At 65.7% G+C, this 25,509-nt stretch carries 22 protein-coding genes; 11 read left to right on the forward strand and 11 right to left on the reverse strand.

The window, feature by feature from the left end; translation table 11 throughout:
* The 3 genes from AC07X4_RS04390 to AC07X4_RS04400 all read left to right on the forward strand — a co-directional run.
* A partial coding sequence (locus AC07X4_RS04390; RefSeq protein WP_494739421.1) for an EAL domain-containing protein occupies window positions 1-162 on the forward strand: 162 nt, incomplete at its 5' end.
* A gap of 45 nt (window positions 163-207) precedes the next feature.
* Window positions 208-5,076: a PAS domain S-box protein gene (locus AC07X4_RS04395; protein ID WP_494739366.1), complete on the forward strand. Its 4,869-nt coding sequence runs from the start codon at window positions 208-210 to the stop codon at window positions 5,074-5,076.
* 24 nt (window positions 5,077-5,100) lie between these two features.
* Window positions 5,101-6,231, forward strand: a complete 1,131-nt coding sequence (locus AC07X4_RS04400) for a response regulator (RefSeq protein ID WP_056743920.1) — start codon at window positions 5,101-5,103, stop codon at window positions 6,229-6,231.
* A 200-nt stretch (window positions 6,232-6,431) separates the two neighbouring features.
* On the opposite strand, the gene AC07X4_RS04405 is transcribed toward AC07X4_RS04400, so the two are convergent.
* Window positions 6,432-7,385 carry an inositol monophosphatase family protein gene (locus tag AC07X4_RS04405; protein WP_146871559.1) on the reverse strand — a complete coding sequence of 318 codons (954 nt, stop codon included), beginning with the start codon at window positions 7,383-7,385 and terminating at the stop codon, window positions 6,432-6,434.
* Between the two features lie 175 nt (window positions 7,386-7,560).
* Between AC07X4_RS04405 and AC07X4_RS04410 the strand changes: the two genes are divergently transcribed.
* Together AC07X4_RS04410 and cysE are read left to right on the forward strand one after the other, a co-directional pair.
* Window positions 7,561-8,373 (forward strand): RNA methyltransferase, encoded by an 813-nt coding sequence (locus tag AC07X4_RS04410; protein WP_494739367.1) that lies wholly within the window; start codon window positions 7,561-7,563, stop codon window positions 8,371-8,373.
* A gap of 36 nt (window positions 8,374-8,409) precedes the next feature.
* Complete coding sequence (cysE, locus tag AC07X4_RS04415) at window positions 8,410-9,192, forward strand: serine O-acetyltransferase (RefSeq protein ID WP_494739368.1); 783 nt, start codon at window positions 8,410-8,412, stop codon at window positions 9,190-9,192.
* A 32-nt stretch (window positions 9,193-9,224) separates the two neighbouring features.
* Here the strand turns inward: cysE and AC07X4_RS04420 are convergent, their stop codons facing one another.
* The 3 genes from AC07X4_RS04420 to yjgA all read right to left on the reverse strand — a co-directional run bounded on the left by AC07X4_RS04420 (window position 9,225) and on the right by yjgA (window position 11,607).
* On the reverse strand, window positions 9,225-10,280 hold the full coding sequence (locus AC07X4_RS04420) for a hypothetical protein (protein ID WP_494739369.1): 1,056 nt from the start codon (window positions 10,278-10,280) through the stop codon (window positions 9,225-9,227).
* Between the two features lie 63 nt (window positions 10,281-10,343).
* The gene (gene mog, locus AC07X4_RS04425) at window positions 10,344-10,943 is read right to left on the reverse strand and encodes a molybdopterin adenylyltransferase (protein ID WP_494739370.1); all 600 of its coding nucleotides are present in this window, start codon (window positions 10,941-10,943) and stop codon (window positions 10,344-10,346) included.
* A complete protein-coding gene (yjgA, locus tag AC07X4_RS04430; RefSeq protein ID WP_056058197.1) occupies window positions 10,936-11,607 on the reverse strand; it encodes a ribosome biogenesis factor YjgA in 672 nt (223 codons plus the stop codon). Before yjgA ends, mog begins: the two co-directional genes overlap by 8 nt.
* 64 nt (window positions 11,608-11,671) lie before the next feature.
* Between yjgA and pmbA the strand changes: the two genes are divergently transcribed.
* The gene (gene pmbA, locus AC07X4_RS04435) at window positions 11,672-13,114 is read left to right on the forward strand and encodes a metalloprotease PmbA (protein WP_116747641.1); all 1,443 of its coding nucleotides are present in this window, start codon (window positions 11,672-11,674) and stop codon (window positions 13,112-13,114) included.
* Window positions 13,115-13,229: 115 nt separating this feature from the next.
* Here pmbA and AC07X4_RS04440 read toward each other — a convergent pair whose 3' ends face one another.
* Window positions 13,230-13,991, reverse strand: a complete 762-nt coding sequence (locus AC07X4_RS04440) for an NAD(P)-dependent oxidoreductase (RefSeq protein ID WP_494739371.1) — start codon at window positions 13,989-13,991, stop codon at window positions 13,230-13,232.
* A 237-nt stretch (window positions 13,992-14,228) separates the two neighbouring features.
* Here AC07X4_RS04440 and AC07X4_RS04445 point away from each other — a divergent pair, with 237 nt between their 5' ends.
* Genes AC07X4_RS04445 through AC07X4_RS04455 form a run of 3 tightly spaced genes read left to right on the forward strand, consistent with a single transcriptional unit; the run spans window position 14,229 to window position 15,438 of the window.
* Window positions 14,229-14,759, forward strand: coding sequence for a helix-turn-helix domain-containing protein (locus AC07X4_RS04445; protein WP_494739372.1), 531 nt, complete (start codon window positions 14,229-14,231; stop codon window positions 14,757-14,759).
* The gene (locus AC07X4_RS04450; protein WP_494739373.1) at window positions 14,759-15,184 is read left to right on the forward strand and encodes a VOC family protein; all 426 of its coding nucleotides are present in this window, start codon (window positions 14,759-14,761) and stop codon (window positions 15,182-15,184) included. Before AC07X4_RS04445 ends, AC07X4_RS04450 begins: the two co-directional genes overlap by 1 nt.
* Window positions 15,181-15,438: a hypothetical protein gene (locus tag AC07X4_RS04455; RefSeq protein WP_146871551.1), complete on the forward strand. Its 258-nt coding sequence runs from the start codon at window positions 15,181-15,183 to the stop codon at window positions 15,436-15,438. Before AC07X4_RS04450 ends, AC07X4_RS04455 begins: the two co-directional genes overlap by 4 nt.
* Before the next feature lie 22 nt (window positions 15,439-15,460).
* Here AC07X4_RS04455 and AC07X4_RS04460 read toward each other — a convergent pair whose 3' ends face one another.
* The 3 genes from AC07X4_RS04460 to AC07X4_RS04470 all read right to left on the reverse strand — a co-directional run bounded on the left by AC07X4_RS04460 (window position 15,461) and on the right by AC07X4_RS04470 (window position 18,482).
* Entirely contained in the window at window positions 15,461-16,357 is an 897-nt protein-coding gene (locus AC07X4_RS04460; RefSeq protein ID WP_099730850.1) for a LysR family transcriptional regulator, read from the reverse strand.
* A gap of 471 nt (window positions 16,358-16,828) precedes the next feature.
* The gene (locus tag AC07X4_RS04465; RefSeq protein WP_494739374.1) at window positions 16,829-17,242 is read right to left on the reverse strand and encodes a hypothetical protein; all 414 of its coding nucleotides are present in this window, start codon (window positions 17,240-17,242) and stop codon (window positions 16,829-16,831) included.
* 136 nt (window positions 17,243-17,378) lie between these two features.
* Window positions 17,379-18,482 carry a tartrate dehydrogenase gene (locus AC07X4_RS04470; protein ID WP_494739375.1) on the reverse strand — a complete coding sequence of 368 codons (1,104 nt, stop codon included), beginning with the start codon at window positions 18,480-18,482 and terminating at the stop codon, window positions 17,379-17,381.
* A gap of 124 nt (window positions 18,483-18,606) precedes the next feature.
* Between AC07X4_RS04470 and AC07X4_RS04475 the strand changes: the two genes are divergently transcribed.
* Window positions 18,607-19,551 carry a LysR substrate-binding domain-containing protein gene (locus AC07X4_RS04475; protein WP_436074746.1) on the forward strand — a complete coding sequence of 315 codons (945 nt, stop codon included), beginning with the start codon at window positions 18,607-18,609 and terminating at the stop codon, window positions 19,549-19,551.
* Between the two features lie 89 nt (window positions 19,552-19,640).
* Here the strand turns inward: AC07X4_RS04475 and AC07X4_RS04480 are convergent, their stop codons facing one another.
* Together AC07X4_RS04480 and rpsU are read right to left on the reverse strand one after the other, a co-directional pair.
* Entirely contained in the window at window positions 19,641-20,087 is a 447-nt protein-coding gene (locus tag AC07X4_RS04480; RefSeq protein WP_055400197.1) for a GatB/YqeY domain-containing protein, read from the reverse strand.
* Between the two features lie 213 nt (window positions 20,088-20,300).
* Window positions 20,301-20,513 carry a 30S ribosomal protein S21 gene (gene rpsU, locus AC07X4_RS04485; RefSeq protein WP_007833691.1) on the reverse strand — a complete coding sequence of 71 codons (213 nt, stop codon included), beginning with the start codon at window positions 20,511-20,513 and terminating at the stop codon, window positions 20,301-20,303.
* Between the two features lie 309 nt (window positions 20,514-20,822).
* On the opposite strand from rpsU, the gene AC07X4_RS04490 reads away from it, so the two are divergent.
* Window positions 20,823-24,074, forward strand: a complete 3,252-nt coding sequence (locus tag AC07X4_RS04490; RefSeq protein WP_121942335.1) for an EAL domain-containing protein — start codon at window positions 20,823-20,825, stop codon at window positions 24,072-24,074.
* Window positions 24,075-24,194: 120 nt separating this feature from the next.
* On the opposite strand, the gene AC07X4_RS04495 is transcribed toward AC07X4_RS04490, so the two are convergent.
* Window positions 24,195-25,442, reverse strand: coding sequence for a BaiN/RdsA family NAD(P)/FAD-dependent oxidoreductase (locus AC07X4_RS04495; protein ID WP_056058225.1), 1,248 nt, complete (start codon window positions 25,440-25,442; stop codon window positions 24,195-24,197).
* Window positions 25,443-25,509 lie beyond the last annotated feature (67 nt).

Consider the following 25,509-nt stretch of genomic DNA (forward strand, 5'->3'; position numbering starts at 1 on the left):
CTGGCCAAGAGCCTGGATTTGGAGGTGGTGGCGGAGGGGGTGGAGACGACGGGGCAGCTGTCGTTCCTGAGGCTGCACGGGTGCGAGGGGTTCCAGGGGTATCTGTTTGGAAGGCCTGGGCCGGCGGAGGCTATCGATGCATTGCTGTATCCCGCTGGTTGACGGTACGTCTGCGGTGTGGCTGGCCTGCGTGGCAAGGGCGTAGGCATGTGGTTTGACAAGCTTGTGGACCGTAACGCTCCCGGCATCCGTGGCCTGGTGGTGGTGGTGGCCCTGGCATTGATCGGCGCGGTGCTGGTGGTGCAGGGTGCACAGCACTGGCGAGCGGGCGAGCGGGCGACCGAGCGTTCACGCGTGTTGCACCAGACGGCAGATGCCCTGCAAGCCCAGACCACTGGCGGCTCCATGCTCGGGGCGGTATCGCTGATGGGCCTGAGCGAGCCTTTGCTCAAGGACATGGCGCTGGGCCGTTTGCCCCCTGACCACCCCGAGGCACTGTCCCGCCTGGCCGTGGCGCGCGGGCGCTTTCTGGTGCAAGGCGTGTACGTAATGTCTGCCGATGGCACCGTGGTAGCGCACGAGACGCCTGGCGAACGATCCACGGGGCTGAACCTTGCATTCCGCCCGTACTTCCAGCAGGCCATCCAGGGCGCCAACAGTGTGTATGCCGCCATTGGCAGCAATACCCAAGAGCGTGGGCTGTACTACGCAGCGCCACTCTATGAAAGCGACACGCCATCGAGCAACATCATCGGTGTGGTGATGTTCAAGGTGGGTTTTGAGCCGGTGGACCTGCTGCTCAAGCGCGCGGGCCTGCCCATGGTGCTGCTATCGCCGCAGGGCGTGGCGTTTGCCGCCACGCGCCCCGAATGGCAGTTCGCGGTAGCGCCGCCGCTCACGCAGGCGCGTATCGATGCCATCCGCGCCACACGCCAGTTCGGCCGGCATTTCGACAATGGCGTGGCTTCAGCGTTGCCCTTTGCGGCCGATACCGGAGATGTCCAGATCAACGGCGTGACCTACGCTGTCGAACGCCGGGCCATTGACTGGCACGACCCGGGGGGCGAGTGGCAGCTGGTGGCGCTGGACGATATCAGCGCCTTGATGTCGTCGACGCAGCGCGCGCGCATTGGGGCGGTGGCCTTTGTGCTGCTGTGCCTTCTGGGCCTGCTGCTGCTGGACTTGCTGCGCAGCCGTGCCCGGGTGGCCAGTGCACTGGAGCGGTTCAGGGTGCTGGGTACGGCGCTGGAGAGCAGCCCGGTGTCCGTGGTCATCACCGATGGCGACGGCCGCATCGACTGGGTCAACCCCCAGTACGAGCGCAACACGGGCTATTCGCTGGACGAGGTGCGTGGCAAAAAGCCATCGCTGGTGGCCAGCGGACAAACGCCCGCGCAGACCTACCAGCTGATGTGGTCCGCGCTGCTGTCGGGCAAGTCCTGGCAGGGCCAGTTCGTCAACCGGCGCAAGGACGGGAGCATCTACCACGACGAGGCCACGCTATCGCCCGTGTTTGATGGGCGAGGCAAGCGCATCGGCATCGTGGGCCTTCACGAGGACGTGTCCGAACGCATCCAGGCGCAAAAGGAGCTGGAGCGTCGCGAACGCCTGCTCAACGAACTGCTGGAACAGCAAACCGCCATCTTCGACAACGCACCGCCCATCGTGATGGTGTGCGACGGACAGTTCCGCCAGTTCAACCCGGCGTTTGTGGATCTCATGGGCGGCACCGCATCACAGCTGCTGGGTCTGGGGGTGTCGGTGCTGTTTGGCGGGACGGGCCATGCCGACCTGTTCACTGCCCGCGTCACGCCGGCACTGGCCTCGGGCCAGGCCTTGCGCGAGACCGCTACCCTGTGCAGGCTGGATGGCAGCCAGTTCGAGGCGCGCCTGGCGGGCCGCAGCGTCAAGATGGACGACTTCGGCACCGCCTCGATCTGGGTCATTGAAGATGTCAGCGAGCAGCGGCGTGCCGAGCGTGTGATCCAGCAGGCCCAGGAACGCCTGGAGCTGGCGCAGGAAGCGGGCAAGATCGGGGTGTTCGACCTGAACCTGGTCACCGGCGAGATCCTCTGGTCGGACAAGCTGGCCCAGATGATGGGCCTGCCCCCTGGAACCCAGCCTGATGGGCGCGACTTCTGGCTCAACTGCCTGCACCCGGAAGACCGCGACCAGGCAAGCGCTTATTTCGACAGCTGCCTTGCAGGCACCGAGGACTACCTGCGCGACTCCTGGCGCATCGTGCGCCCCGATGGCGAGGTGCGCTGGTTTCTGGAGGCCGCGCGCATCTTCCGCAACGCCCAGGGCCAGCCGGTGCGGGTGGTGGGCGTCAATGTGGACATCCACGACCAGAAGCTCCTGGAGGAGCAGGTGGCCGGGCAGCTCGATTTCCAGCAGGCGTTGATCGACGCCATCCCGGTGCCCCTTTTCTATAAGGGCGCGGACGGGCGCTACATCGGCGTGAACCGCGCTTATGAGCACGCCTTTGGCGTTTCGCGCGAGGCGCTCATCGGCAAGACGGTGATGGATCTGGACTATCTGCCGCAGGAGACCCGCACGCGCTTCGAGCAGGACGCGATACAGGCCATGGAGGGCGAGCGCAAGGTTCACCGCGAGGTCGATTTGCCTTATGCCGACGGCGAGCTGCACCACACGCTGTTCTGGCTGCATGGCTTTGCGCGCCCCGATGGCACACCCGGCGGCACCATTGGTACGTTCGTGGACATCACCGACCGCCAGCGTGCTGAACAGGAGCTGCGCCGTGCCAAGGAGTTGGCCGAGGAGTCCACCGCGCTCAAGTCCAACTTCCTGGCCAACATGAGCCACGAGATCCGTACGCCCATGAACGCGATCATCGGCATGTCGCACCTGGCACTCAAGTCGGGCCTGAGTCCACGCCAGCACGATTACGTGAGCAAGATCCAGCAGGCAGGCCAGCACCTGCTGGGGGTCATCAACGACATCCTGGACTTCTCCAAGATCGAGGCGGGCAAGCTGGTGGTGGAGCGTCAGCCGTTCCTGCTCGATCGCATGCTGGAGAGCGTGTCCGATGTGGTGGGCTACAAGGCCGGTGCCAAGGGGCTGGAGCTGGTCTGCGATGTAGCCAGCGATGTGCCCCCTAACCTCGTGGGCGATGCGCTGCGTCTGGGCCAGATCCTCATCAACTACGCCAACAACGCCATCAAGTTCACCGAATCCGGAGAGATCAGCATTGCCGTGCGCTTGCTGGAGGAGATGGGCAACCAGGTCCGGCTGCGTTTCGAGGTGCGCGACACCGGCATCGGGCTCACGGACGAGCAGATGGGGCGCTTGTTCCAGAGCTTCCAGCAAGCCGACACCTCGACCACGCGCCGTTATGGTGGCACGGGCCTGGGGCTGGCGATCTGCAAGAGCCTGGCAGAGCTGATGGGCGGAGAGGTGGGCGTGGAGAGCCGTTTCGGCAAGGGCTCCACCTTCTGGGTGTCGGTGCCGCTGGAGCGTGGTGCAGCGGCGCGTGTGCTGCTACCTCCGCCCGACCTGCGGGGCACCCGGGTGCTGGTGGTGGACGACAACCATACCGCTGCCACGGTGCTGTCCGACATGCTGCAGGCGATGGGCTTTGTGGTGGAGCAGGCGCATTCGGGGCTGGAGGCGCTGGACCGGCTGCGCGAGTCCATGGCACAGCACCAGCCGTTTGGCCTGTTGCTGCTGGACTGGCACATGCCAGGCATGGACGGCGTGGAGCTGGCGGGCCACATTCGCAGCCTGGGCATGCCCAAGGTGCCGCAGATGCTGATGGTCACGGCCTACGGGCGCGAAGACGTGATGCGGGCCGCGCGTGCGCAGGGCATCGAAACCGTGCTCATCAAGCCCGTGAATGCCTCGCTGCTGTTCGACACCCTGATGCAGCCGCTGGAGGCATCGGGCACGGAGGGGCGCCGTGCGGCCACTCCCGCCCCCGCTGCCGACGAGCTGCCGCTGGACATCCGGGGCGCCAGCGTGCTGCTGGTCGAGGACAACGAACTCAACCAGATGGTGGCCATGGAGCTGCTGCTGGACGCGGGCTTTGCCGTCGACGTGGCCGAGAACGGGCAGATCGCCATCGACCATATCGAGCGCAAGCATTACGACGCCGTGCTGATGGACATGCAGATGCCCATCATGGATGGCGAGACGGCCACACGACTGCTGCGCGGCAACCCGCGCTACGCGCAGTTGCCCATCATCGCCATGACGGCCAACGCCATGGAGGCGGACCGCCAGCGCTGCTTTGCGGCGGGCATGAACGACCATGTTGCCAAACCCATCGAACCTGCAGCCCTGTGGGCCGCGCTGGCGCGCTGGATCCGCCCCCGCCAGGGTCTCGGTGCGGCGGTTGTGCCCGCTCGCAGCAGTGCGGCTCCAGTGGCCGCGCCGGTAGCGGCCACCAGTGCTGCGGCCGTAGGGTGGCTGCCGGTGGATGTCCCTGATCTGCCGGGGCTGGACACCCAACTGGGCCTGCAGCGTGCGCTGGGCAAGACAGGGTTGTACGCCGAGATGCTGCGCCGCTTTGTGCAAGGGCAGGCTCCGGTGTTGCCGGAGCTGCAGCGTGCGCTGGCGGTGCACGATGTCGCACTGGCCGAGCGCCTGGCCCACACGCTGCGGTCGGTGGCAGCCAACATTGGCGCACAGGCCGTGTCGGACCGCGCACAGGCGCTGGAGCACGCGCTGCGCTTTCGCCATGGCAACGAGGCCATCGTGCCGCTGCTGGCTGAGCTGCGGGCTGCGCTGCAGCCCTTGCTGCACGGGCTGCAGGACTGGGTGCTGCAGGCCGTGCAAGCGGGAACGACACCTGAATCAGGTTTGGCGCCCACTGCGAGGGCGCCGGGGGCCGGCATGACGCCCGCCGAGGCAGGGCAGCACTTGCGCCACCTGCTGGAGCAGGACGATCCTGCAGCCACTGAATTTTTCCAACACAATGGTGTGGTGCTCAAGGCGGCGCTGGGCAGCGCCTTCCAGGTCGTTGAAAAGCACACCCTGAATTTCGATTTCGAGCAGGCGCTGGAAGCCCTGGCTGCGGTGCCAGGCTCCGAATCCCCGGCCCTCGAAACCCCCTGAACGGCATTCACGCAGGACATTTGCATGGACAACGCGCCTTTTGCCTCCAGCCCGGCGACCTTGGTTGACAAGCCGATTGCCACCGTGCTCGTGGTGGACGACACGCCCGAGAACCTCACGCTCATGGGCAGTCTGCTGCGCGAGCACTATGTGGTGAAGGTGGCCAACCATGGGGAGAAGGCCCTCAAAATTGCCCAGTCGGCCACGCCGCCCGATCTGATCCTGCTGGACATCATGATGCCCGAGGTGGATGGCTACGAGGTCTGTCGTCGCCTCAAGGAGGCGCCTGCCACCCGCGACATCCCGGTGATCTTCCTGACGGCGCGTTCCGACACCGACGACGAGCGCATGGGACTGGCCCTGGGTGCTGTGGACTACATCACCAAACCCATCAGTCCGCCGATCCTGCTCGCGCGCGTCAACACGCACCTGGCGCTCAAGGCCACCGCCGATTTTCTGCGCGACAAAAGCGCCTACCTGGAACGGGAGGTCGCCATGCGCACGCTGGAGGTGCAGGCCATCCAGGACGTGACCATCATGGCCATGACCTCCCTGGCCGAAACGCGCGACAACGAGACGGGCAACCACATCCGCCGCACCCAGCTGTACGTGAAGACCCTGGCCGAACGCCTGCGCCACCACCCGCGTTTTGAGCATGTGCTGAACGACCGCATGATCGAGCTGCTGTACAAGTCGGCCCCGTTGCACGACATCGGCAAGATCGGCATCCCCGACAGCATTCTGCTCAAGCCCGGCAAGCTCACGGTGGAGGAGTTCGAGGTGATGAAGACCCACACCACACTGGGCCGCAATGCCATTGACGAGGCCGAGCGGCGCCTGGGCATGCGCGTGGCCTTTTTGAGCGTGTCCAAGGAGATCGCCTACAGCCACCAGGAGAAGTGGGACGGCTCTGGCTACCCGCAGGGCCTGGCGGGCGACGCCATCCCGGTGTCGGCGCGCCTGATGGCGGTGGCCGACGTGTACGACGCGCTCATCAGCAAACGCGTGTACAAGCCTGCGTTTTCGCACGACCAGGCCTGTAACACCATCGTGCGGGGCAAGGGCACGCACTTTGACCCCGACATGGTGGACGCGTTTGTGGACATTGCAGAAGACTTCCGCAGCATCGCGCAGAAGTATCCTGACCCGGTGTAGCGGACAACCCCCTGAGCGACTTCGTCGCTTCCCCCTTCTCTCGCATTGCTGCGCAATGCGGGAAGGGGAACGCAGCCAGCACGGCGGGGCGGCCCTTACGCGGCTGCCCTCGTGTATGCCCCGCCCGCTGAACGGTCCAGCTACGAGACCCGCCTAGGGCACATCGTGCCCAGGCTTCATGGCTGCGTGCGGGAATGGGTTTAGAACGGCGCGTCTTCGCCCTTGGCGGTGTCGGCCTTCGGGGCGGCTGGTTCTGCTGCTTCCGCGCCTTCATTAGTGTCTTGGGTGTCGGTGGCAGGCGCATCCGCCGCAGCCGCCTGGCGCACGGCCGCCTTGTCGCCAGCACTCGCAAACTTGCTGTACTTGCCCAGGATGGGCACCAGCTGGCCGTAGATGCGGGGGTTGCCTGCCAGGCATTCCCGCTGCTCCAGAAATTCAGCCTCGCCCGTGAAGTTGCCCACCAGGCCGCCGGCCTCGGTCACCAGCAGCGAGCCCGCTGCCACGTCCCAGATCGACAGACCCGTTTCAAAGAAGCCGTCGGTGAAGCCCGCAGCCACGTAGGCCAGGTCCAACGCAGCGGCGCCGGGGCGGCGCAGGCCGGCGGTGCGCTGCATCACGTCGGCCATCATGTTCAGGTAGCTCTTGAAGTTGTCGCCCGGGCGGAAGGGGAAGCCGGTGGAGATCAGGCAGTCCTTGAGCTGGGTGCGCTTGGAGACGCGGATGCGGCGCTCGTTCAGGTAGGCGCCGCGGCCCTTGGTGGCGGTGAACAGGTCGTTGCGGGTGGGGTCGTACACGACGGCCTGCTCGACCTTGCCCTTGACGGCCAGCGCGATGCTCACGCAGTACACGGGAAAGCCGTGGATGAAGTTGGTGGTGCCGTCCAGCGGGTCGATGATCCAGACAAATTCCGAATCCTTGGCGCCGTATTCCTTGCCCGACTCTTCAGCCAGGATGCCGTGGCCGGGGTAGGCCGTCAGCAGCGTCTCGATGATGATCTTTTCGGAGGCGTGATCCACCTCAGTCACAAAGTCGTTGATCTGCTTTTGCGAGATCCGCACCGATTCCACGTCCAGGGCCGCGCGGTTGATGATGGCGCCGGCGGCGCGTGCGGCCTTGATGGCCACGTTGAGCATGGGGTGCAGATTGGACGACATAAATTGTGGTGGTTGGCAGCGCGCGGCCAAGATGGCGCGGGCGTCTGCGTACAGGATGAGCGGGGAGGTCCGACCCGTCCCGGCGATGCGGGCGGCGACAATAGAGGGCGGGATTTTACCCGCAGTGCCCTTTTTTGCCTAACTGGCCGCTTTCCCCCTCTCGCTCCGCCTGTCCATGAAGACCCGTTTTGTCCTGATCAACACCAGCCACGCCGGCAATGTGGGCGCCGCCGCCCGTGCCATGAAAACCATGGGGTTTGACGACCTGGTGCTGGTCGCTCCGCGCTGGGCTAACGTGCTCAGGCGCGAGGAAACCATCCAGCGCGCCAGCGGCGCCCTCGATGTGCTGAACAACGCACGCATCGTCGCCACGCTGGACGAGGCGCTCGACGGTATCAGCCACCTGTGCGCCACGGCCATGACGCCACGCGATTTTGGCCCCCCCACAGCAGCGCCGCGTGCGCACTTTGAAGCGCTATTAAAAAGTGAGCTACTCAGGTATGAAACACTAGCGCAAGAGGCCAAAAACCCTAAAAATGCAGCCGACGACACCGCTGCAGACCCGAGTGCGGCCCCGCAGGCCGGTGTGGCCTTTCTCTTTGGCTCGGAGCGGTTTGGCATGACCAACGAGGATGTGTACCGCTGCCACGTGGCGCTGTCGATTCCCACCAACCCCGGCTTCGGCTCACTCAACCTGGGTGCGGCCATCCAGGTGATCGCCTACGAATGGCGCCAGGCGCTGGGCGGCTTTGCGGTGCAGGACGCCACCCCGCCGCGTGCGTTGGCCGACGCTGCCCAGGTGGCGGGCATGCTGGGCCACTGGGAGCAGGCGCTCACATCCATCGGTTTCCTGGACCCGGCGGCGCCCAAGAAGCTCATGCCCCGCCTTAACCAGCTTTTCAACCGCGCGCAGCTCAGCCCCGAGGAAATCCACATCTTGAGAGGTGTCGCCAAAGCCATGATCGAGACGGCGCAGGCGAAACGATAGACTGTGCAGCCCATTTACAAATAACCATAACAACCAATGCTCGCCCGCTTGCGCTCCGATATCCAGTGCATCCTCGACCGCGATCCTGCCGCGCGCAGCACGTGGGAGGTGATCACCTGTTATCCGGGCCTGCATGCGATCTGGCTGCACCGCCCCGCGCACTGGTGCTGGCACCACGGCCTGAAGTGGCTGGGGCGCTTCATCTCGCACTTTGCGCGCTGGTTCACCGGCATCGAGATCCATCCCGGCGCCAAGATCGGGGAGCGTGTGTTCTTCGACCACGCCATGGGTGTGGTGGTGGGCGAAACCGCCGAGATCGGCGATGGCTGCACCATCTACCAGGGCGTGACCCTGGGCGGTACCTCGCTCTACAAGGGCACCAAGCGCCACCCCACGCTGGGCAAAGATGTGGTGGTGAGTGCCGGCGCCAAGGTGCTGGGCGGCTTTGAAGTGGGCGACGGCGCCAAGATCGGCAGCAATGCCGTGGTCATCAAACCCGTGCCCGCTGGCGCCACGGCCGTGGGCATCCCGGCACGCATCATCCCGTCCAAGGAAGGCCAGAGCGCCGACGTGACCGAACCCCAGCCATCGCGCAAATTCACCGCCTACGGCATCACGCAGGAGGACGATCCGCTCTCGCAGGCCATGCGTGGGTTGATCGACAATGCTTCATCGCAAGAGCACCAGATCGCGCTCTTGTGGCAGGCGATCGAAAAGCTCTCTGCCTCCAACCTGCAGGCCAAGGACTGTGTGCCCTGTGACGCGGCGATCAAGGAGCAGTTTGAGGCGGGCAAGCTCAACGAGCTGGTGGGCAAGTAGGCTTCCTGCCGTTGCGTGGGGGCACTGCGGGCTCAGTGCTTGCCAGGCTTGCTGCTCTTCTTTTCGTAGAAAGCCACGATGGGCGGATCAAACTTTGCGTGGTCCAGTTGCCACAGCCCCAGCGGTCCGTGCATCAGCGGAATGCGGTGTTCGCTGCCATCGGGCCATTGCTCCCAATAGTCCCGCATGCGCGGAAACTTCAGTGGCGGCAGGCCCTGCGCGGTGTCGATGGGCTCCAGCCGATAGGTGCCCGACAGGCGGTATGCGTGGTCTTCTGACACCGAGCCTGCCAGCATTTGGTCTACCCGCTTGAGCACGGGCAGGGCAGCCCCGGCCGATACGGCGCCCAGCATCAGGGCCAGCGCCATCGATTCGCGCGAGGGGATGCGCCCTGCAGCGAAGAAGCGGTAGCACAGTGCCACCAACGCTGCGATGCCCACCGACGCCACCAGCCAGGTCAGGGGCGAGCGCAGGATGCTGAAGAGCTGCGCATCCGTCAGCTCGTAGCCGGAGAACACAAAGCTGTCGAGCAGCGCAAACAGCATCAGGCCCAGGAACAGGACCGTCGCGCCCAGGCTGCGAGGGTTCTTCTCCAGTGCGAAATCGTGTGTGTTCTCTTCGTCCAGCGGATAGTCGGGAAACGCCGAGCGGAAGATGTCGCACAAGGCCTCGCGCGACGGCCCGGCGCTCCAGCCGGTATCGGCGGTGAACAGCACCTGGCCTTTGGGGGTGTCCAGCCGAGCCCAGTGAATGTTGCCCGTCTTGATGGATTGGTTGCCCAGCCACTCGACCTTCAGCCCCGATTTGGGCACCAACGACTCGAAAGCCTTGCCCGTCTTGGCCCAATGCCCCCGGATGCGGAATGCTTCTCCATCGTCGATCAGCACGCCCTTGGCTTCGAAAGCCATAAGCCGCATCCAGCGTCCAAAAAATGCGGGGCGGGCCAGGTTGATGCGCCAGTAGTGCCGGCCCTTGAGGTCCTTCACCAAAGCATCCTGGCGCTGTTTCATGGCGCGTATGCGCTCATACATCCACAAGGCCAGGGCGACTATCAGCAGATGGGGGAGGGCGAAGGCAAGGTACTTCATCGTCTGTGTGATGGGCGATGGGGGGAGCGTTCGCCCGTGGGCCAGCGCTGGCCCGCAGGCGGTTCAGGCGGTCTTGGGCCGGACAGCGTTCTTGGGCCGGAACGCCTTGCAGACCTCATCCCGCGTTTCCAGGTACGGCCCACCGATCAGGTCTACGCAGTAAGGCACGGCGGCGAAGATGCCCGGCACGATCTGCTGGCCATTGGCGTCCTTCAGCCCCTCCAGCGTCTCGGCAATCGCCTTCGGCTGACCAGGCAGATTAATGATCAGGCTCTGGTCTCGGATCACAGCGACCTGACGCGAGAGGATGGCGGTGGGCACAAACTTCAAGCTGATCTGGCGCATCTGCTCGCCAAAGCCCGGCATCTCCTTGTGCGCCACGGCCAGCGTGGCCTCGGGCGTCACGTCGCGCAGCGCAGGGCCGGTGCCGCCAGTCGTCAACACCAGGCTGCAGCCTGCGTTGACCAGTTCGATCAGCGTGGCGCTAATGCCGGCTTGCTCGTCGGGGATCAGACGCGACTCGAAGGTGATGGGGTTATACAGCGCACGCGTCAGCCAGTCCTGCAAGGCAGGCAGGCCCTTGTCTTCATAGACGCCGCTGCTGGCGCGGTCGCTGATGGAGACGATGCCGATCTTGACGGCGTCGTGGACGGCTTCACTCATCGTCGTTGTCCTCGTCGGTGTCGCTGGCATCTGCCGTGCCGGTGCCGCCCAGGTGCTCGCGCACCAGTTGGAACAGCTCGCGGTATGCCCGGCCCTTGCGGGGCGCCAGGCCTTGCGAGACTTGGACGTTGGCCTCCTTGCCCGCAGGCTGCGCATCTTTGCGGGCCTGGCGGATCAGCGCGCGCAGCTGCTGGGTGTCGGTGTCGGGGTGCTCGGCCATCCACGCGGCCAGCGTGTCGTCGTCGGCAATCAGGCGGTCGCGCCATTGCTCGGCCAGATGCAGTTGCAGCTTTTCGGTGGCAGAGCCCTTGTGCTGCTCTTCCAGCGCCTGGCGGGCGGCCTGCACCAGTTCGGGCTCCAGCTTGCGCATGAGCTTGCCCACATACTGCATCTGGCGGCGCTTGCCTTCAAAGTTGGTGATGCGCTTGGCCTCGGCCAGCGCCTCCACCAGTTTGTCGGGCAGGCCCACGGCGTCGAACAGGTCGGCGCGCAGGTTCAAAAGCTCCTTGCCCAGGTCCTGCAGTTCGTCGCTCTCGCGCTTGAGATCGGTGCGGCTGGCATCGGGCGTGCCTTTGAGTTCGGCCTTGAGCTGAATGTCCAGTTCGCTGCCTTCGGCAACGAACTGGCCTCGCACAAAGTAGCCTTTTTTGGGTTTGCGTGACATGGGGTGGGGGCAAAGAGAGGCGGGCGCAGGGTGCGCCGCAGTGGCAAGTATCATAGCTGCCGCTATGAACAAACCCTCCAACCGCGCCCCGCGCACCCCCGGCGCGCTGGCTGCTGTGCCCGCAGCTGCCACCTCCCGCACCCCTGACAGCGGCTTCAGCTACAGCCGCCCGTTTTTTGAAGACCTGGTGGACCGCGCCCTGGCCCATGCCAAAAAGCTCGGTGCGACCGACGCGGGCGCCGAGGCGTCCGAGGGCTGTGGCCTGTCGGTCAGCGTGCGCAAGGGTGAGCTGGAGAACGTGGAGCGTAACCGTGACAAGTCGCTGGGCGTGACGGTCTACATCGGCCACCGCCGAGGCAACGCCAGCACGTCGGACTTTTCTACCAAGGCCATCGAGCAGACCGTGCAAGCGGCCTATGACATCGCCCGTTTCACGGCCGAAGACCCCGTGGCTGGCCTGCCCGACGCCGACGATATCGCGCCCCAGGAGACGCACCGCGACCTGCAACTCTTCCACCCCTGGGCCATCACCAGCGAAGAAGCCGCAGAGATGGCCAAGGCCTGCGAGGCCGCGGCTTTCAAGACGCATCGCCGCATCACCAACAGCGAAGGTGCTGGCGTGTCGGCCCAGCAAAGCCATTTCTTCAGCGCTCACACACGCGGCTTTCGCGGTGGCTATGCCAGCTCGCGCCACAGTTTCTCGGTGGCCCCCATCGCCTCGTTGCCCGGCAAGAACGCCGAAATGCAGCGCGACGCCTGGTACAGCTCGATGCGCAACGCAGCCGACCTGGCCTCGCCCGAGGCCGTGGGCCGCTACGCCGCGCAGCGTGCGCTGAGCCGCCTGGGCAGCCGCAAGATCCCTACCACGCAATGCCCCGTGCTGTTTGAATCGACCCTGGCCGCTGGCCTGCTGGGCGGTTTTGTGCAGGCCATCAGTGGCGGCTCGCTGTACCGCAAGAGCAGCTTCTTGCTCGACTCGCTGGGCAAGATGGTTTTTCCCAAGCACATCGACATCCTGGAAGACCCCTTCATCCTGGGTGGCAAAGGCAGCTCGCCGTTTGACGAAGAAGGCGTGCGCGTGGCGCCGCGCAAGGTGGTGCAGGGTGGTCGCGTGCAGGGCTACTTCCTGTCGAGCTACTCGGCCCGCAAGCTGGGCATGAAGACCACGGGCAACGCCGGAGGCTCGCACAACCTGGTGATGACATCGCGCCTCACGCAAGCCAGCGACAACCTGGACGCCATGCTGCAAAAGCTGGGCACGGGCCTGTTTGTGGTGGAGCTGATGGGCCAGGGCGTGAATTACGTCACCGGCGACTATTCGCGCGGCGCGAGCGGCTTCTGGGTCGAGAACGGCAAGATCGCCTACCCCGTGCACGAGATCACAATTGCAGGCAACCTCAAGGACATGCTCAAGGGCATCGAGGCCGTGGGTGCCGATGCCTATAACTATGGCGCCAAGACGGTGGGTTCCATCCTGGTCAACCGCATGAAGGTGGCAGGCAGCTGATGTTCGCGTCCGCAGCGGGCGGATACCGCCAGTGGCTGTTGTGATGCGGGTTTTCTGCAACTCTCCCGCCCCAGGCCCTCGTGACTGCGAGGGCCTTTTTTCATGGAGGGTTTCGTCAGGTGGCACTGCGGGGCTTGGCCGCCCAGGTGTCTTTCTTCCCGCGCATGCCCACGGGCAGCGCGAGCCCGACGCGGTGCCGGGACATCGCATCCCGGGGCTCGAGATGGGCCAGCATCAGAGAGGCTGCGTCGGCATAGGGAACGATCATCTGCGGCACCTTCGATGCGAACAGCAGCAGCATCAATGGGCTGGGTAGCCTGCCCGCAAAGGCTGGCACGGAGACCGGCAGCTGGTCCGCGGCGATGCGCAGCCGGGGGATCCCCAGCGCGGGTTGGTCGACCATCGGTCCGGGGCACAGCAGGCGCCAATCGAGGGATGAGGTGTTCAGGCGCTCAAAGTTCTTCTTGTGCGGCCAATAGGTGTCGCGCACCTTGGGCAGTTCAACACCCCGGCGGCCTGTCTGGCCGATGTCGAGCACCGCAGCGCCCCCTAGAAACCAGCAGGTTGGCCGCTCTGCGGGGGCCAGGGACTCCACGCTGGAGACAATGCGGTCCACGAGGTCGACAAACGCGCGACCTTCGGTGACGAGTCCCGCGCAGTTGATCAACGCCTCGTGGCCCCGGATGATGTCTGCCAAGGCGCTGATTGCCACGGACCCCAGGTCCACCTGGTGCATCGTGATGCGTGATCGAAGGTCCTGGGGCAGCCGGGCAGGGTTGCGCACTAGCACTGACACCTGGTGGCCCGCCGCAACAGCTTGCTGCAGTACGTGGCGGCCGAGGGAGCCCGTGGCTCCCAGGATGAGAAGACGCTTCATGATGATTCGCGAGAGGATTGAGGAAAGGTCTGCCGATGGCCGGGTAGTCATCGACGGGCGATGCCGCGATGATTCCATGCCATCGTCTCAGCAGCGCTAACGGCGGGTGAGGCCCATCGCGGAGACGGTGACTTTGTTCACAGTGCTTGTCTTTGCCTGCGGGTTCTCCCGGGTCTTGCCTGCCGCCGTACAGGTGGTGCAGGAACGCCGACGGACACGCGATATGCTGTGCCCACCATGCCTGTCGTCCCCCCGAAGCCCCCAGCCAACGGCCATACCGCTGACCCCAATGCGCCGCAAGACCCGGCCCTGTTGCGCCGTCTGCTGCGCGCCAAGGACCGCATGGACGCCGCGTCGCATGAGGCCTGGCCAGTGCAGCGGCTGGCCGAGGTCAGCGGCGTCTCCGACGCGCATTTCGCACGATCCTTCCGGCAGGCGTTTGGCATCCCGCCCCACCGCTACCTGCTGACCCGCCGCATCGAACAGGCCACCACGCTGCTGCGCGACACGGACTTGCCCATCACCGAGATTGCGTTTGCCACCGGCTGGGAGAGCCTGGGCACCTTCGGCCGCACCTTTCGCGACATCACGGGGCAGAGCCCCAGTGCGGTGCGCCTTCAGGCCCAGGCCCGCTTGGAGCCACTGGACAAGGTGCCGGCATGCGTATTGAAAGCCGCACAACGCCCTGACCTCACCACCGCAGTTTCGGAGAAGCGCCGCCGCCTGGCGGAAGGTACAAACCCGTCATCAACAACCAAGGAGATCTGATGACGAAGAACCAAGGCATTGCCGTGGTGGGCGTGTATGTGGACGATCAGGACGAAGCGCTCGCGTTCTATGTGGGCAAGCTCGGGTTTCAGGTGCACACGGATGTGCGCAATGGCCCCTACCGCTGGCTGACGGTGCAGCACCCCGACCAGCCGGGCTTTCAGTTGGGGTTGTTCAGGCCCGGCCCACCCATTCACGACGAGGCCACGGCGCAAGCCCTGCGCGCCATGGTGGCCAAGGGCGCCATGCCGCCGCTGGTGTTGCATGTGTCGGACTGCCGCGGCGCGTATACCCGGCTGCGCGACCTGGGCGTGGAGTTCACACAGGAGCCCGTGGACCGGTACGGCAACGTGGACGCGGGCTTTCGGGACCCGGCGGGCAACGGCTGGAAGATGATCCAGCTAGCCGCTGGAGGTGTGCAATGAGCGCCGGTGCGGGAATTCGGCGGTTCCATCGCTGGGTGTCGATGGCGTTCACGTTGGCCGTCATCGCCAATTTTGTGGCTCGCGCCCAGGGTGCAGGCAACCCGCCGGACTGGGTCACGTACGCGCCCCTGCCGCCGCTGGCACTGCTGCTGTTGACGGGGTTGTACCTGTTCGTGCAACCCTACCTCCAGCGGCTTGCTGTCCGGTCTTCTGTTCGGCCTGCCCCGGGCGCCCAGGGCTTGCCGCCCGCGTGACGGCGCGCGGTGTGTCCCGCCATCACTCTGCGAAATCTGCAAAGTCCGCCAGCAACTCCAGCACGCCCTCCACGGCGGGCGAGGGCGGTGGCTGGTGGCGGTGCGCCACGGCCATGGGGCGCATGAGCGGCGGTTGCAGCGGGCGGATTTGGACATCGGGCGTGCCCTGCAGGTCCTCCACCTCCTCCATCGGTAGCAGTGCGGCGCATTGGCTGGCCACGGCCAGGCTTTTGAGGGCGCCCGGGTAGCTCAGGGCCAGAAAGGGGCGCGGGTGATGGCCTGCCTGACCAAACCAGTTGGCAATCAGCCCATGCATCTGCGTGGCGGGCGCAAACGAAGCCCAGCGTCGGCTTGCCAGCCAGTCGGGGCCGACGCGGTCTGGCGCGTCCCACGCGGCGGGCAGCAGGGCCACCATGGGGTCGTTGCGCCAGGGGGTCTGGCGCACCTCTGCCAGCGGCGGCTGGGGGCTGGCGACGATGGCAATGTCCAGTGTACCGGCCTTGAGCCGCTGCATCGACTCGGCCGAGCCCACGGCCTCCAGGCGGATTTCAACCCCGGGGCTGCGTGCCGCCAGCGCCTCCAGCATGCGTGGCAGCAGCCGGGTGCTGACACCCGCCGACACACCCACCCGCACCATGCCTTCGCGGCCCGATGCGTGGCGCCGCACGCGTTCCACCAGGTCATCGCTGGCCAGCAGCAGCTGGCGGCCTTCGCGCACCAGCACCTCGCCAGCGGGGGTGAGGTCGGCCTGCCGCCGCCCGCGCACCACCAGCTCGGCGCCCAGGCGCGATTCCAGTTCCTTGATGTGCATGCTCACCGTGGGCGGCGCGAGGTGCAACGCCTGCGCGGCAGCCGCAAAGGTGCCCAGGTCGGCGATGGCGATCAGGGTTTGCAACTGGTCGAGATTGAGGTTACGCATCAGCTTTTGTGAAGTGAATCGTCATTGAATTCAACTTTACAGATGGTAAGCCCGGCGAGAGCATTGCGGGGCCATGAAACACCCGCATCCCCACACCACTGCCCCCAGAGCCGTCTCTGCTTCAAACCTTGTGGGCCGCCAGCGACCTGTGCGAACCGTCGCCATAGTCGTATTTCTGCATGCGCTGCGTTGGGCCGTGGCGGGCGCGCGCAGCGCCACGGATCGGTGGGCTGCCGCTGCTGCGCGCGCCGAGCGGCGCGCCACCGAGCAGTTCAGGGTGCCCCCAGGTGGGGGGTGAGATCCATATTTGAGTGAAATTGGCGTGTAGCGCAGGTAATTCATGCGCTGGTAGCTATCGTTTCAGGAGTGATGGCTCGTTGCTGGTCAGCCGGCAGTCGCCTTCGCCTCAGTCCGCCCCCGCAGTGTCATGGGTAAAACGGGGCATCCGACGTGTGTGGGGCCTGAGGGTGGTTACTTGCGCTTGTTGAAATGGCTCTCGACTTCGGCGGTATGGCCGGCATAGCTCTTGGAGATGGGCCAGGTGCTGCACAGGCTGGTGCGCAGCCGTTGGCCTGATTGGAAGGCGAACACCATGTGCTCGGACCCCTTGGCGAACCGCACGCCGCAACTTCCCTCGTCGCCCCGAGTGTGCACCGTGATGGCCGTGGCCTGATCGCCTTTGTAGATGGTCGTGGGCCTGAAAAGGGCTCGGTACTCGTTTTTATTCGCAGGGTCGACGATCTCTTCTGTCACAACGCCTTTGAACACGACCGTGGCCTGTGGAGCATTTGCTTGCGCAGAGGCGAGCTTGCAGCTGCATGCATAGGTATTGCCGGCCAGCCAGGCCATGGCGGCGGCGCAAAAGATGGTGGTGATGGGCTTCATGGGGGCCTTGCTCAGGGGATGGAGTGGGGCAGTTATCGATTCGGCAGTACCGGTGCTGCAGCCGTGCTGGGGCAGTTCAATGCTGGTGACGGGCGCTCGTTGCCAACAGTGATGCGTTCGTGACGCCGGGCACCGATCAGGCTGCAGCAACGTGCTCCGCGATGGCTTGTCCCACTTGCGTTGTGCTGGCGCTTCCTCCCAGGTCCGGCGTGCGCGGCCCGCTCTTGATCACCTCTTCGATGGCCGCCACGATGGCATCGTGTGCCAAACTGCCCGCGCCCTGGCCGTGGGTGAGGAAGTCCAGCATCAGCGCCCCCGACCAGATCATCGCAATCGGGTTGGCGATGTTTTGGCCATAGATGTCGGGTGCCGAGCCGTGCACGGGCTCGAACAGGCTGGGGAACGTGCGCTCGGGGTTCAGGTTGGCCGAGGGCGCCAGGCCGATGGTGCCGGTGGTGGCCGGGCCCAGGTCGCTCAAGATGTCGCCAAACAGGTTGGTGGCAGCCACCACATCAAAGCGGCCGGGCTGCAGCACAAAGCGCGCGGTGAGGATGTCGATGTGCTGCTTGTCCAGCGTGACCTCGGGGTAGGCCTGGGCCACGTCGTCGGCACGCTGGTCCCACCAGGGCATGCTGATGGCGATGCCGTTGCTTTTGGTGGCCAGGGTGACATGCTTTTTGGGGCGGCTTTGCGCCAGGTCGAACGCGAACTTCAGCAGGCGGTGGGCGCCGTGGCGGGAGTAGACGGATTCCTGGATCACGATCTCGCGGTCGGTGCCCTCGTACATGATGCCGCCCAGTGACGTGTACTCGCCCTCGGTGTTCTCGCGCACCACGCAGTAGTCGATGTCACCGGGTTGGCGGCCCGCCAGGGGACAGGGCACGCCTTCAAACAGACGCACCGGGCGCAGGTTGATGTACTGGTCGAACTCGCGGCGGACCTTGAGCAGCGAACCCCACAGCGACACATGGTCCGGCACGGTGGCGGGCCAGCCGACGGCGCCGAAGAAGATCGCGTCCATGCCCGCCAGCTGCGCCTTCCAGTCGTCGGGCATCATTTTTCCGTGGGCGGCGTAGTAGTCGCAGCTGGCCCAGTCGATGGCAGTGGTTTCGAGCGCAATGCCAAAACGCGCTGCGGCGGCTTGCACCACGCGCAGGCCTTCTGGCAGCACTTCCTTGCCAATGCCGTCTCCGGCGATGAGGGCGATGCGGTAGGTTTTGGGGGCAGTGGAGGAGGTCATCAAGCGGTCCTTGCAATGGCTTCGAGGGTGCGGCTGCAGGGTGCAGCCAGCGGCATGGCCTGCATTGTTCACAGCGCTTCCGATAACTACAATCCGCCAACTGTGGCCTTATCCTTCACACATCGTGCATAAAAATCCTGCAGCGGAAGACCTGCGCGTGTTCACGGCCGTGGTGCGCAAGGCCAGCTTTGGCGGCGCCGCCACCGAGCTGGGCACTTCGCCCGCCTACGTCAGCAAACGCATCCGCCTGCTGGAGCAGGACCTGCAGGTCAAGCTGCTGCACCGCACCACCCGCCGCGTGGCGGTGACGGAGGAGGGCGAGCGTGTTTTCCACTGGGCGCAGCGCATCCTGGACGATATGGAGCAGCTGATGCAGGAGGTGGCCGTCACGCGCAGCGAGCCGCGCGGGCTGCTGCGGGTGAGCAGCAGCTTTGGTTTTGGCCGCCAGATCGTGGCGCCTGCGCTGTCGCGGTTGGTGGAGCAGCACCCGGGGCTGCAGGTGCGCCTGGAAGTGTTCGACCGGCTGGTGGATGTGGCGGGCGAAGGGTTTGACCTGGACGTGCGCGTGGGCGACGAAATTGCGCCGCACCTGATCGCCCGCCGCCTGGCCGACAACCACCGCGTGTTGTGTGCAGCGCCTGCCTACCTGCAGCGCAAGGGCACGCCGCGCACGGTGGCCGATTTGGCAGCGCACGACTGCCTGGTGATCAAGGAGCGCGACCACCCGTTTGGCGTGTGGCGCCTGCGCAGCGGTGCGCAGGAAGAGTCGGTGAAGGTGCGTGGCCCGCTGTCGGCCAACAACGGCGAGATGGCCGTGCAGTGGGCGGTGGACGGACGTGGCGTGGTGCTGCGCTCGTTGTGGGATGTGGGCGCGCACCTGCAGACCGGGCGCCTGGTGCAGGTGTTGCCGCAGTGGCAGCAAGAAGCCAATGTGTGGGCCGTCTACCCCACGCGGCTGGAGCGCTCGGCCAAAGTGCGGGTGTGCGTGGAGTTTTTGCAGGCGCTCTTTCGCGACGGGTGGGCGTCGCGCAGCGCAAAGACCGGTGTGGGTGCAAACGCCTCGGTTTGAAGCAAAAATAGCTGCCAGCGCACGTCTCACATGCGCTGGCAGCTATCAAAAAGATACCGGTCGTACCGTGGGCACGACCGCAGGGCCGATCAGCCCGCCAGTGCCGCTTTCACGGCAGCCGACACCTGGCCCATATCGGCCTTGCCCGCCAGGCGGGTCTTGACCACGCCCATGACCTTGCCCATGTCGCCAGGGCCCGATGCGCCGATTTCGGCCACGATGGCCTTCACGGCAGCCAGCGTTTCTTCGGCCGACATGCGCTCGGGCAGGTAGGCCTGCAGCACAGCCATCTCGGCCTTTTCCTTGTCGGCCAGGTCCTGGCGGCCTGCGCCTTCAAAGGCGGTGATCGAGTCCTTGCGCTGCTTGATGAGCTTGTCCACGATGGCGACCACGGCCGCGTCGTCCAGCACGATGCGCTCGTCCACTTCCTTTTGCTTCATCGCGGCCTGCAGCAGGCGGATGGTGCCCAGGCGCTCGCTGTCCTTGGCACGCATGGCGGTCTTCATGTCTTCGGTGATCTGGTCCTTGAGGCTCATGGCGGCTTCCTTGGTTGGTTTTAGACAAGAACAGGGGTTTGCCAAAAGGCTTTCTGGCTAGGCGTCAACGCCGCAGACAGTAGTGCTGCTACGGCAAGGCGTTGCAACGACGCCAGAAAGCCTTTTGGCAAACCCCAAAAACAAAAACCCGCGCTTGGCGTCCCTAGCGCGGGTTTGTCGGCACTCCGTATCAGAACGGGGCCAAAGCGGTACTTAGTACAGCTTCTTGGGCAGTTGCATGCTGCGAACGCGCTTGTAGTGACGCTTCACGGCAGCAGCCTTCTTGCGCTTGCGCTCGGCGGTGGGCTTTTCGTAGAACTCACGGGCGCGCAGGTCGGTCAGCAGGCCGAGCTTTTCAATGGTGCGCTTGAAGCGGCGCAGTGCAACGTCAAAGGGTTCGTTTTCTTTTACGCGGATCGTAGTCATTAGCTAATGTTTTCCAAATGGTGCCTGCAGAGGGGCTTGGGGAGATCGGGCCTCAAGTCCGTACAAAGCGGTTTCCCCGTCTGTAACTAGTATTTGGCCGACGGGGCATTGCCAGCAAAGCCGGAGATTATAGCCTTTATCCACGCCCAGAGCGCAAGGATTGCCGGTCTGTCCCCGAACAGGGAGTCCAGTGGGCTTCTCACAGCCGGGCCGCACCGCAATGGCGCGGAAGTTGCTTCACGTTGTAACACTCCTATTCACCGGTGGAGAGCCCTGGCCATCCGCCCGGGCGGCCCCGCCGCAGACACCATGGCATTCATGCACCGCGTATCGGGTTGGCTGGGCCGGCTCAGTGTGGGCCGCAAGCTCATGCTCATCTATCTGCTGGACCTGACGGCGGTGATCTACGTCTCCAGCATCCTGATCCACGAAAAGTACCTGGCGATTGATTTCACGCGCAAGGAAGTGGTGGGCACCACCTATGCGGCCGTGGTGCGCGATGGGCTGATGGGGCAGTTCCTGGATGCTTCGCAGCAGCCTCCGCTAGTGGCCGATGTGCTGACCCGCCTGGACGCCGTACGGGCAGCCCACGACGAACAACTGCACACGGCCGATGTGGGGCAGCGGTTTGGCGTGGCGCTGCAGCAGCTGACGGGCCAGCCCCAAGGGGGCGCTCCAGCTGCTGATCCGCAGACGCTCACCCGGCTGCGCAGCCAGCTGCTGCGCGAGGGGCGTGAGCTGCTCACCACGGTGGGCAACCAGTCCAACCTGATCCTGGACCCGGACCTGGACAGCTACTACGTGATGTCGCTGGTGGTGCTGCGGTTTCCCGAGCTGCTGCAGGCGGTGCATGACACCGTCAGCTTCCTGAACGCGGCGCCGTCGCGCCGCGGGCCGCAGTGGTCGTCCGAGCTGCTGACGCTGGTGGGGCGGCTGGATGCGGTGATGCTGGGTATCGAGTCGGACTACAACCAGGCCTTCATTGCAGGCTCGCCCGAGATGCGGGCCGCGCTAGTGCGCCAGCGCGAGGCGCTCAAGGCGGCGCAGGAGGGCTTTCAGGCCTTGCTGCAGGGCATTGCGTCGGGCGAGTCGCGCCTGACGGTGGCACAAGTGGGCGTGCAGGAGGCGCAGGTGCTGGGCGCGCTGCGCGATGCCTGGTCGGTGGGCATTGTGGACCTGGAGCGTTTGCTGAACCAGCGCGCCGACAGCCTGTTTGCCCGCATGTGGTTGCACCTGGGCACGGCGCTGGTGCTGCTGGGCTGCATCCTTTCGCTCGTCACCCTGGTCGCGCGCCAGATCGCCAAACCGCTGCAGCAACTGGCCCGCGTGGCCGACGAGGTGCGCAAGAGCGGCGACCACACGCTACGCGCGCACTGGGCCAGCCGCGACGAGATCGGCCGCCTGGTCACCGCGTTCAACGAGATGCTGTCCCAGCTCGACCGCGACCGCGTGCTGCAGCAAGAGCTGGCCGCCAGCGCCCGTGCGGCCGAGGCCCAGCGCGAGCTGGTGGAGGCCTTCCCCATCCCCATGGTGGTCACGTCGATTCCCGAGCACGAGGTGCTGCACTCCAACGCACCCGCGGCCCACTGGCTGGGGGGCCGCAAGACCGACCCCTGGGCCGTGGGGCTGGAGCCCGGCGTGCGCGCGCGCTTCTTTCAGCGCCTGGCAGACCAGGGCTCGGTCGATGAATTTGAAGTGCGCTGGAAGGGCAGCCCCGAGCCCTCGTGGGCCGTGCTGTCGGCGCGGCGCCTGCAGTTCCAGGGGCGCGACTCGGTGCTCACGGCCTTCACACCCATCAACGTGCTCAAGGTGATGGAGCAGCGCCTGGAGCTCTGGGCCAAGGTGTTCGAGGCCTCGTCCGAGGGCATCATCATCATGAACGCCGAGCAGCAGATCATCAGCGTGAACAAGGCGTTCTGCCGCAGCACGCACTACGACTTCTACGAGGTCATTGGCGAAGACCTGGGCTTTCTGCTGGAAGAGGCGGGCGCCGAGCCGCTGTCGGTGCAGATCCAGCGCACCATGCTCGACAAGGAGTCGTGGCAGGGCGAGGTGCGGTTTCGCCGCCGCTCGGGCGAGACCTACCCGGCCTGGCTCATGGTGTCGGCCGTGCGCGAGGGCAAGGGCGGTGCGGTGGCCAACCACATCGGCATTGCCATCGACATCACCGACCGCAAGCTCAACGAGGAGCGCATCCAGTTCCTGGCGCACCACGATGTGCTCACTGAGCTGCCCAACCGATCGCTGTGTGTGCAGCGCCTGCAGATGGCGCTGGCACAGGCGCCCATCACGGGTGAGAAGGTGGCGGTGCTGTTCATCGACCTGGACCGCTTCAAGGCCATCAACGACACGCTGGGCCACCACATTGGCGATGGCCTGCTGCGCTCGGTGGCCGCACGCCTTACGCAGGCCGTGCGCAGCCGCGACACCGTGAGCCGCCTGGGCGGCGACGAGTTTGTGGTGGTGATGCGCGACGTGGCCGGGCGCGAGGATGTGCAGCAGCTGGTGGAGCGGCGGCTGATCCCGCTCATCCGCCAGAGCCACCCGGTGGAGGGGCATGAACTCAATGTGTCCTGCAGCGTGGGCATCGCCGTGTACCCCGAGGATGGCAGCGACATTGACGAACTCATGCGCCGCGCCGACGCCGCCATGTACGAGGCCAAAACCACCGGCCGTGACATGGCGCTGTTCTATTCCATGGAGACCGACCAGCGTGCGGTGGCCCGCCAGACCATGGAGCAGCAGCTGCGCCGCGCGCTGGAGCGCCACGAGCTGAGCCTGCACTACCAGCCCCGCTTGAGCGCCCAGGGCACCCAGCTGCTGGGCGTGGAGGCGCTGCTGCGCTGGACCAGCCCGGTGCTGGGCTCCATCCCTCCCAGCGAGTTCATCCCCATCGCCGAAGAGACCGGCATGATCCGCGCCATTGGCAGCTGGGTGTTGCAGCAAGCCTGCGAGCAGTGGGTGCGCTGGCAACAGCTGGCGCTGGAGGCGGGCCCTGGCGATGCCTTGATGCCACACCCGCTGGCCCGGGTGTCGATCTCGGTCAACCTCTCGGCCGCGCAGATGTCCGACCCCGCGCTGGTCACCGACATCGAGGCCCTGCTGCTGCGCACCGGCATGCCGGCGCACCGGCTGGAGCTGGAGATCACCGAGTCCCAGCTCATGGACAACGCCCATGCGGCCGAGCAGCAACTGGCGGCGCTCAAGGCGCTGGGTGTGCAACTGTCCATCGACGACTTTGGCACCGGGTATTCCAGCCTGGCCTACCTCAAGCGCTTTGACATCGACCGCCTCAAGGTGGACAAGTCCTTTGTGCGCGACATGCTCGCCAACCCGGCCGACATGGCCATCACCCGCGCCATCATCGCGCTGGGCCACACGCTGGGGCTGCGCATCGTGGCCGAGGGCGTGGAAGACCTGGCCACAGCCCAGGTGCTGAGTGCACTGGATTGCGAGGAGCTGCAGGGCTACCACTTCAGCCGCCCGCTGCCGGTGCCGGAGCTGGAGGCCTGGGCCCGACAGCATTGCGGATTGTTGACGCGAGAGGCGGCGGCAGCGTAGCGGTCAAACGGGCGCCGCGCACGCGCGGGACGCCGGGCAAGGGCCGCCCTGCAGCGAGGGCGTCGTCCCCCTGCCCGCGCAGCGTAGCGTAGCGAGAGCGGGGAGAAGGCCCGTAGGGCCTCAGGGGGGTGTTGCTGCCAGCGCCTGCGCACAGGCATGCGCGCTGGCCCAAGCCCACTGAAAGTTGTAGCCGCCCAGCCAGCCTGTCACGTCCACCACCTCGCCAATGAAGTACAGGCCGGGCTGCGTCTTGCACTCCATGGTCTGCTGCGACAGCACGCGCGTGTCCACGCCGCCCAGCGTTACCTCGGCTTTTTTGTAGCCCTCGGTGCCCGTGGGCGTCAGCTCCCAGCGCGCCAGCTGCTCGGCCAGGCGCGCCAGGGCCTTGTCGCTGGCCTCGTTGATGGGGCGCTGCCAGTCGGCCTCGCGGCTGGCCCAGGCGTCGGCCAGGCGGCTGGGCACCAAGGTGGCCAGCTCGTTGGCAACCAGCTTGCGCGAGCGGGCCTTGCCCTGCGACAACGCGGCGGGCAGGTCCACCGTGGGCGCCAGGTTGATGGCCAGGGGCGTGCCCTCCTGCCAGTAGCTGGAGATCTGCAGCACCGCCGGGCCCGACAGGCCCCGGTGGGTGAACAGCAGGTCTTCGTCAAACGCCATGCGAGTTTTCTTGGCCCCTGTGCTGATCTGCACCGGCAGCGCCAGCCCCGCCAGCTGCGCATACGGCGCCCAGCCCGCGCCGTCAAAGGTCAGCGGCACCAGGCCCGGCTTGCGCTCGATGAGCGGGATGCTGAACTGCTGCGCGAGCCGGTAGCCAAAGTCGGTGGCGCCGATCTTGGGGATGGACAAGCCGCCGGTGGCAATGACCAGCGCACCCGCCGACACCGGCCCACGATCGGTATCAATTTGATAGCTGCCCGGGCATGATTCACTAGCGCTTGATGCCAAAAAGTCTATTTTTTTGACGCTACAGGGCTGCCAGCGGGTCACGCCACCCGCCTCGCACTCGGCCAGCAGCATGGCAATGATGTCCTCGGCCGAGCGGTCGGCAAACAGCTGGCCCTTGTGCTTTTCATGAAACGGGATGCCGTGCTTTTGCACCAGCGCGATGAAGTCGGCGGGCGTGTAGCGCGACAGCGCCGAGCGGCAGAACTGCGGGTTCTGCCCCACAAAGTGTTTGTGCGGCGCGGCCGGGTCCAGGTCGCGGTTGGTGAAGTTGCAGCGCCCGCCGCCCGAGATGCGGATCTTTTCGGCCACCTTGTCGGCATGGTCGATGAGCAAGACCTTCAGGCCCCGCTGGCCCGCCTGGCCCGCGCAGAACAGGCCGGCAGCGCCGGCGCCGATGATGATGGCGTCAAAAAATGGGAGGGACACGGGAAGGCATCAAAAGGGACAAAGGCGTGATTGTCCCCCGGCTGCCCCGGGGCCTGCTCCGCACGGC

Source organism: Acidovorax sp. GW460-11-11-14-LB4, assembly GCF_059423685.1.

Excerpts from the sequence above, each read along its gene's own strand:
- AC07X4_RS04395 (WP_494739366.1), top strand. The coding sequence starts at position 208 with ATGTGGTTTGACAAGCTTGTGGACCGTAACGCTCCCGGCATCCGTGGC.
- AC07X4_RS04400 (WP_056743920.1), top strand. The coding sequence starts at position 5,101 with ATGGACAACGCGCCTTTTGCCTCCAGCCCGGCGACCTTGGTTGACAAG.
- AC07X4_RS04405 (WP_146871559.1), bottom strand. The coding sequence starts at position 7,385 with ATGTCGTCCAATCTGCACCCCATGCTCAACGTGGCCATCAAGGCCGCA.
- AC07X4_RS04410 (WP_494739367.1), top strand. The coding sequence starts at position 7,561 with ATGAAGACCCGTTTTGTCCTGATCAACACCAGCCACGCCGGCAATGTG.
- cysE (WP_494739368.1), top strand. The coding sequence starts at position 8,410 with ATGCTCGCCCGCTTGCGCTCCGATATCCAGTGCATCCTCGACCGCGAT.
- AC07X4_RS04420 (WP_494739369.1), bottom strand. The coding sequence starts at position 10,280 with ATGAAGTACCTTGCCTTCGCCCTCCCCCATCTGCTGATAGTCGCCCTG.
- mog (WP_494739370.1), bottom strand. The coding sequence starts at position 10,943 with ATGAGTGAAGCCGTCCACGACGCCGTCAAGATCGGCATCGTCTCCATC.
- yjgA (WP_056058197.1), bottom strand. The coding sequence starts at position 11,607 with ATGTCACGCAAACCCAAAAAAGGCTACTTTGTGCGAGGCCAGTTCGTT.
- pmbA (WP_116747641.1), top strand. The coding sequence starts at position 11,672 with ATGAACAAACCCTCCAACCGCGCCCCGCGCACCCCCGGCGCGCTGGCT.
- AC07X4_RS04440 (WP_494739371.1), bottom strand. The coding sequence starts at position 13,991 with ATGAAGCGTCTTCTCATCCTGGGAGCCACGGGCTCCCTCGGCCGCCAC.
- AC07X4_RS04445 (WP_494739372.1), top strand. The coding sequence starts at position 14,229 with ATGCCTGTCGTCCCCCCGAAGCCCCCAGCCAACGGCCATACCGCTGAC.
- AC07X4_RS04450 (WP_494739373.1), top strand. The coding sequence starts at position 14,759 with ATGACGAAGAACCAAGGCATTGCCGTGGTGGGCGTGTATGTGGACGAT.
- AC07X4_RS04455 (WP_146871551.1), top strand. The coding sequence starts at position 15,181 with ATGAGCGCCGGTGCGGGAATTCGGCGGTTCCATCGCTGGGTGTCGATG.
- AC07X4_RS04460 (WP_099730850.1), bottom strand. The coding sequence starts at position 16,357 with ATGCGTAACCTCAATCTCGACCAGTTGCAAACCCTGATCGCCATCGCC.
- AC07X4_RS04465 (WP_494739374.1), bottom strand. The coding sequence starts at position 17,242 with ATGAAGCCCATCACCACCATCTTTTGCGCCGCCGCCATGGCCTGGCTG.
- AC07X4_RS04470 (WP_494739375.1), bottom strand. The coding sequence starts at position 18,482 with ATGACCTCCTCCACTGCCCCCAAAACCTACCGCATCGCCCTCATCGCC.
- AC07X4_RS04480 (WP_055400197.1), bottom strand. The coding sequence starts at position 20,087 with ATGAGCCTCAAGGACCAGATCACCGAAGACATGAAGACCGCCATGCGT.
- rpsU (WP_007833691.1), bottom strand. The coding sequence starts at position 20,513 with ATGACTACGATCCGCGTAAAAGAAAACGAACCCTTTGACGTTGCACTG.
- AC07X4_RS04490 (WP_121942335.1), top strand. The coding sequence starts at position 20,823 with ATGGCATTCATGCACCGCGTATCGGGTTGGCTGGGCCGGCTCAGTGTG.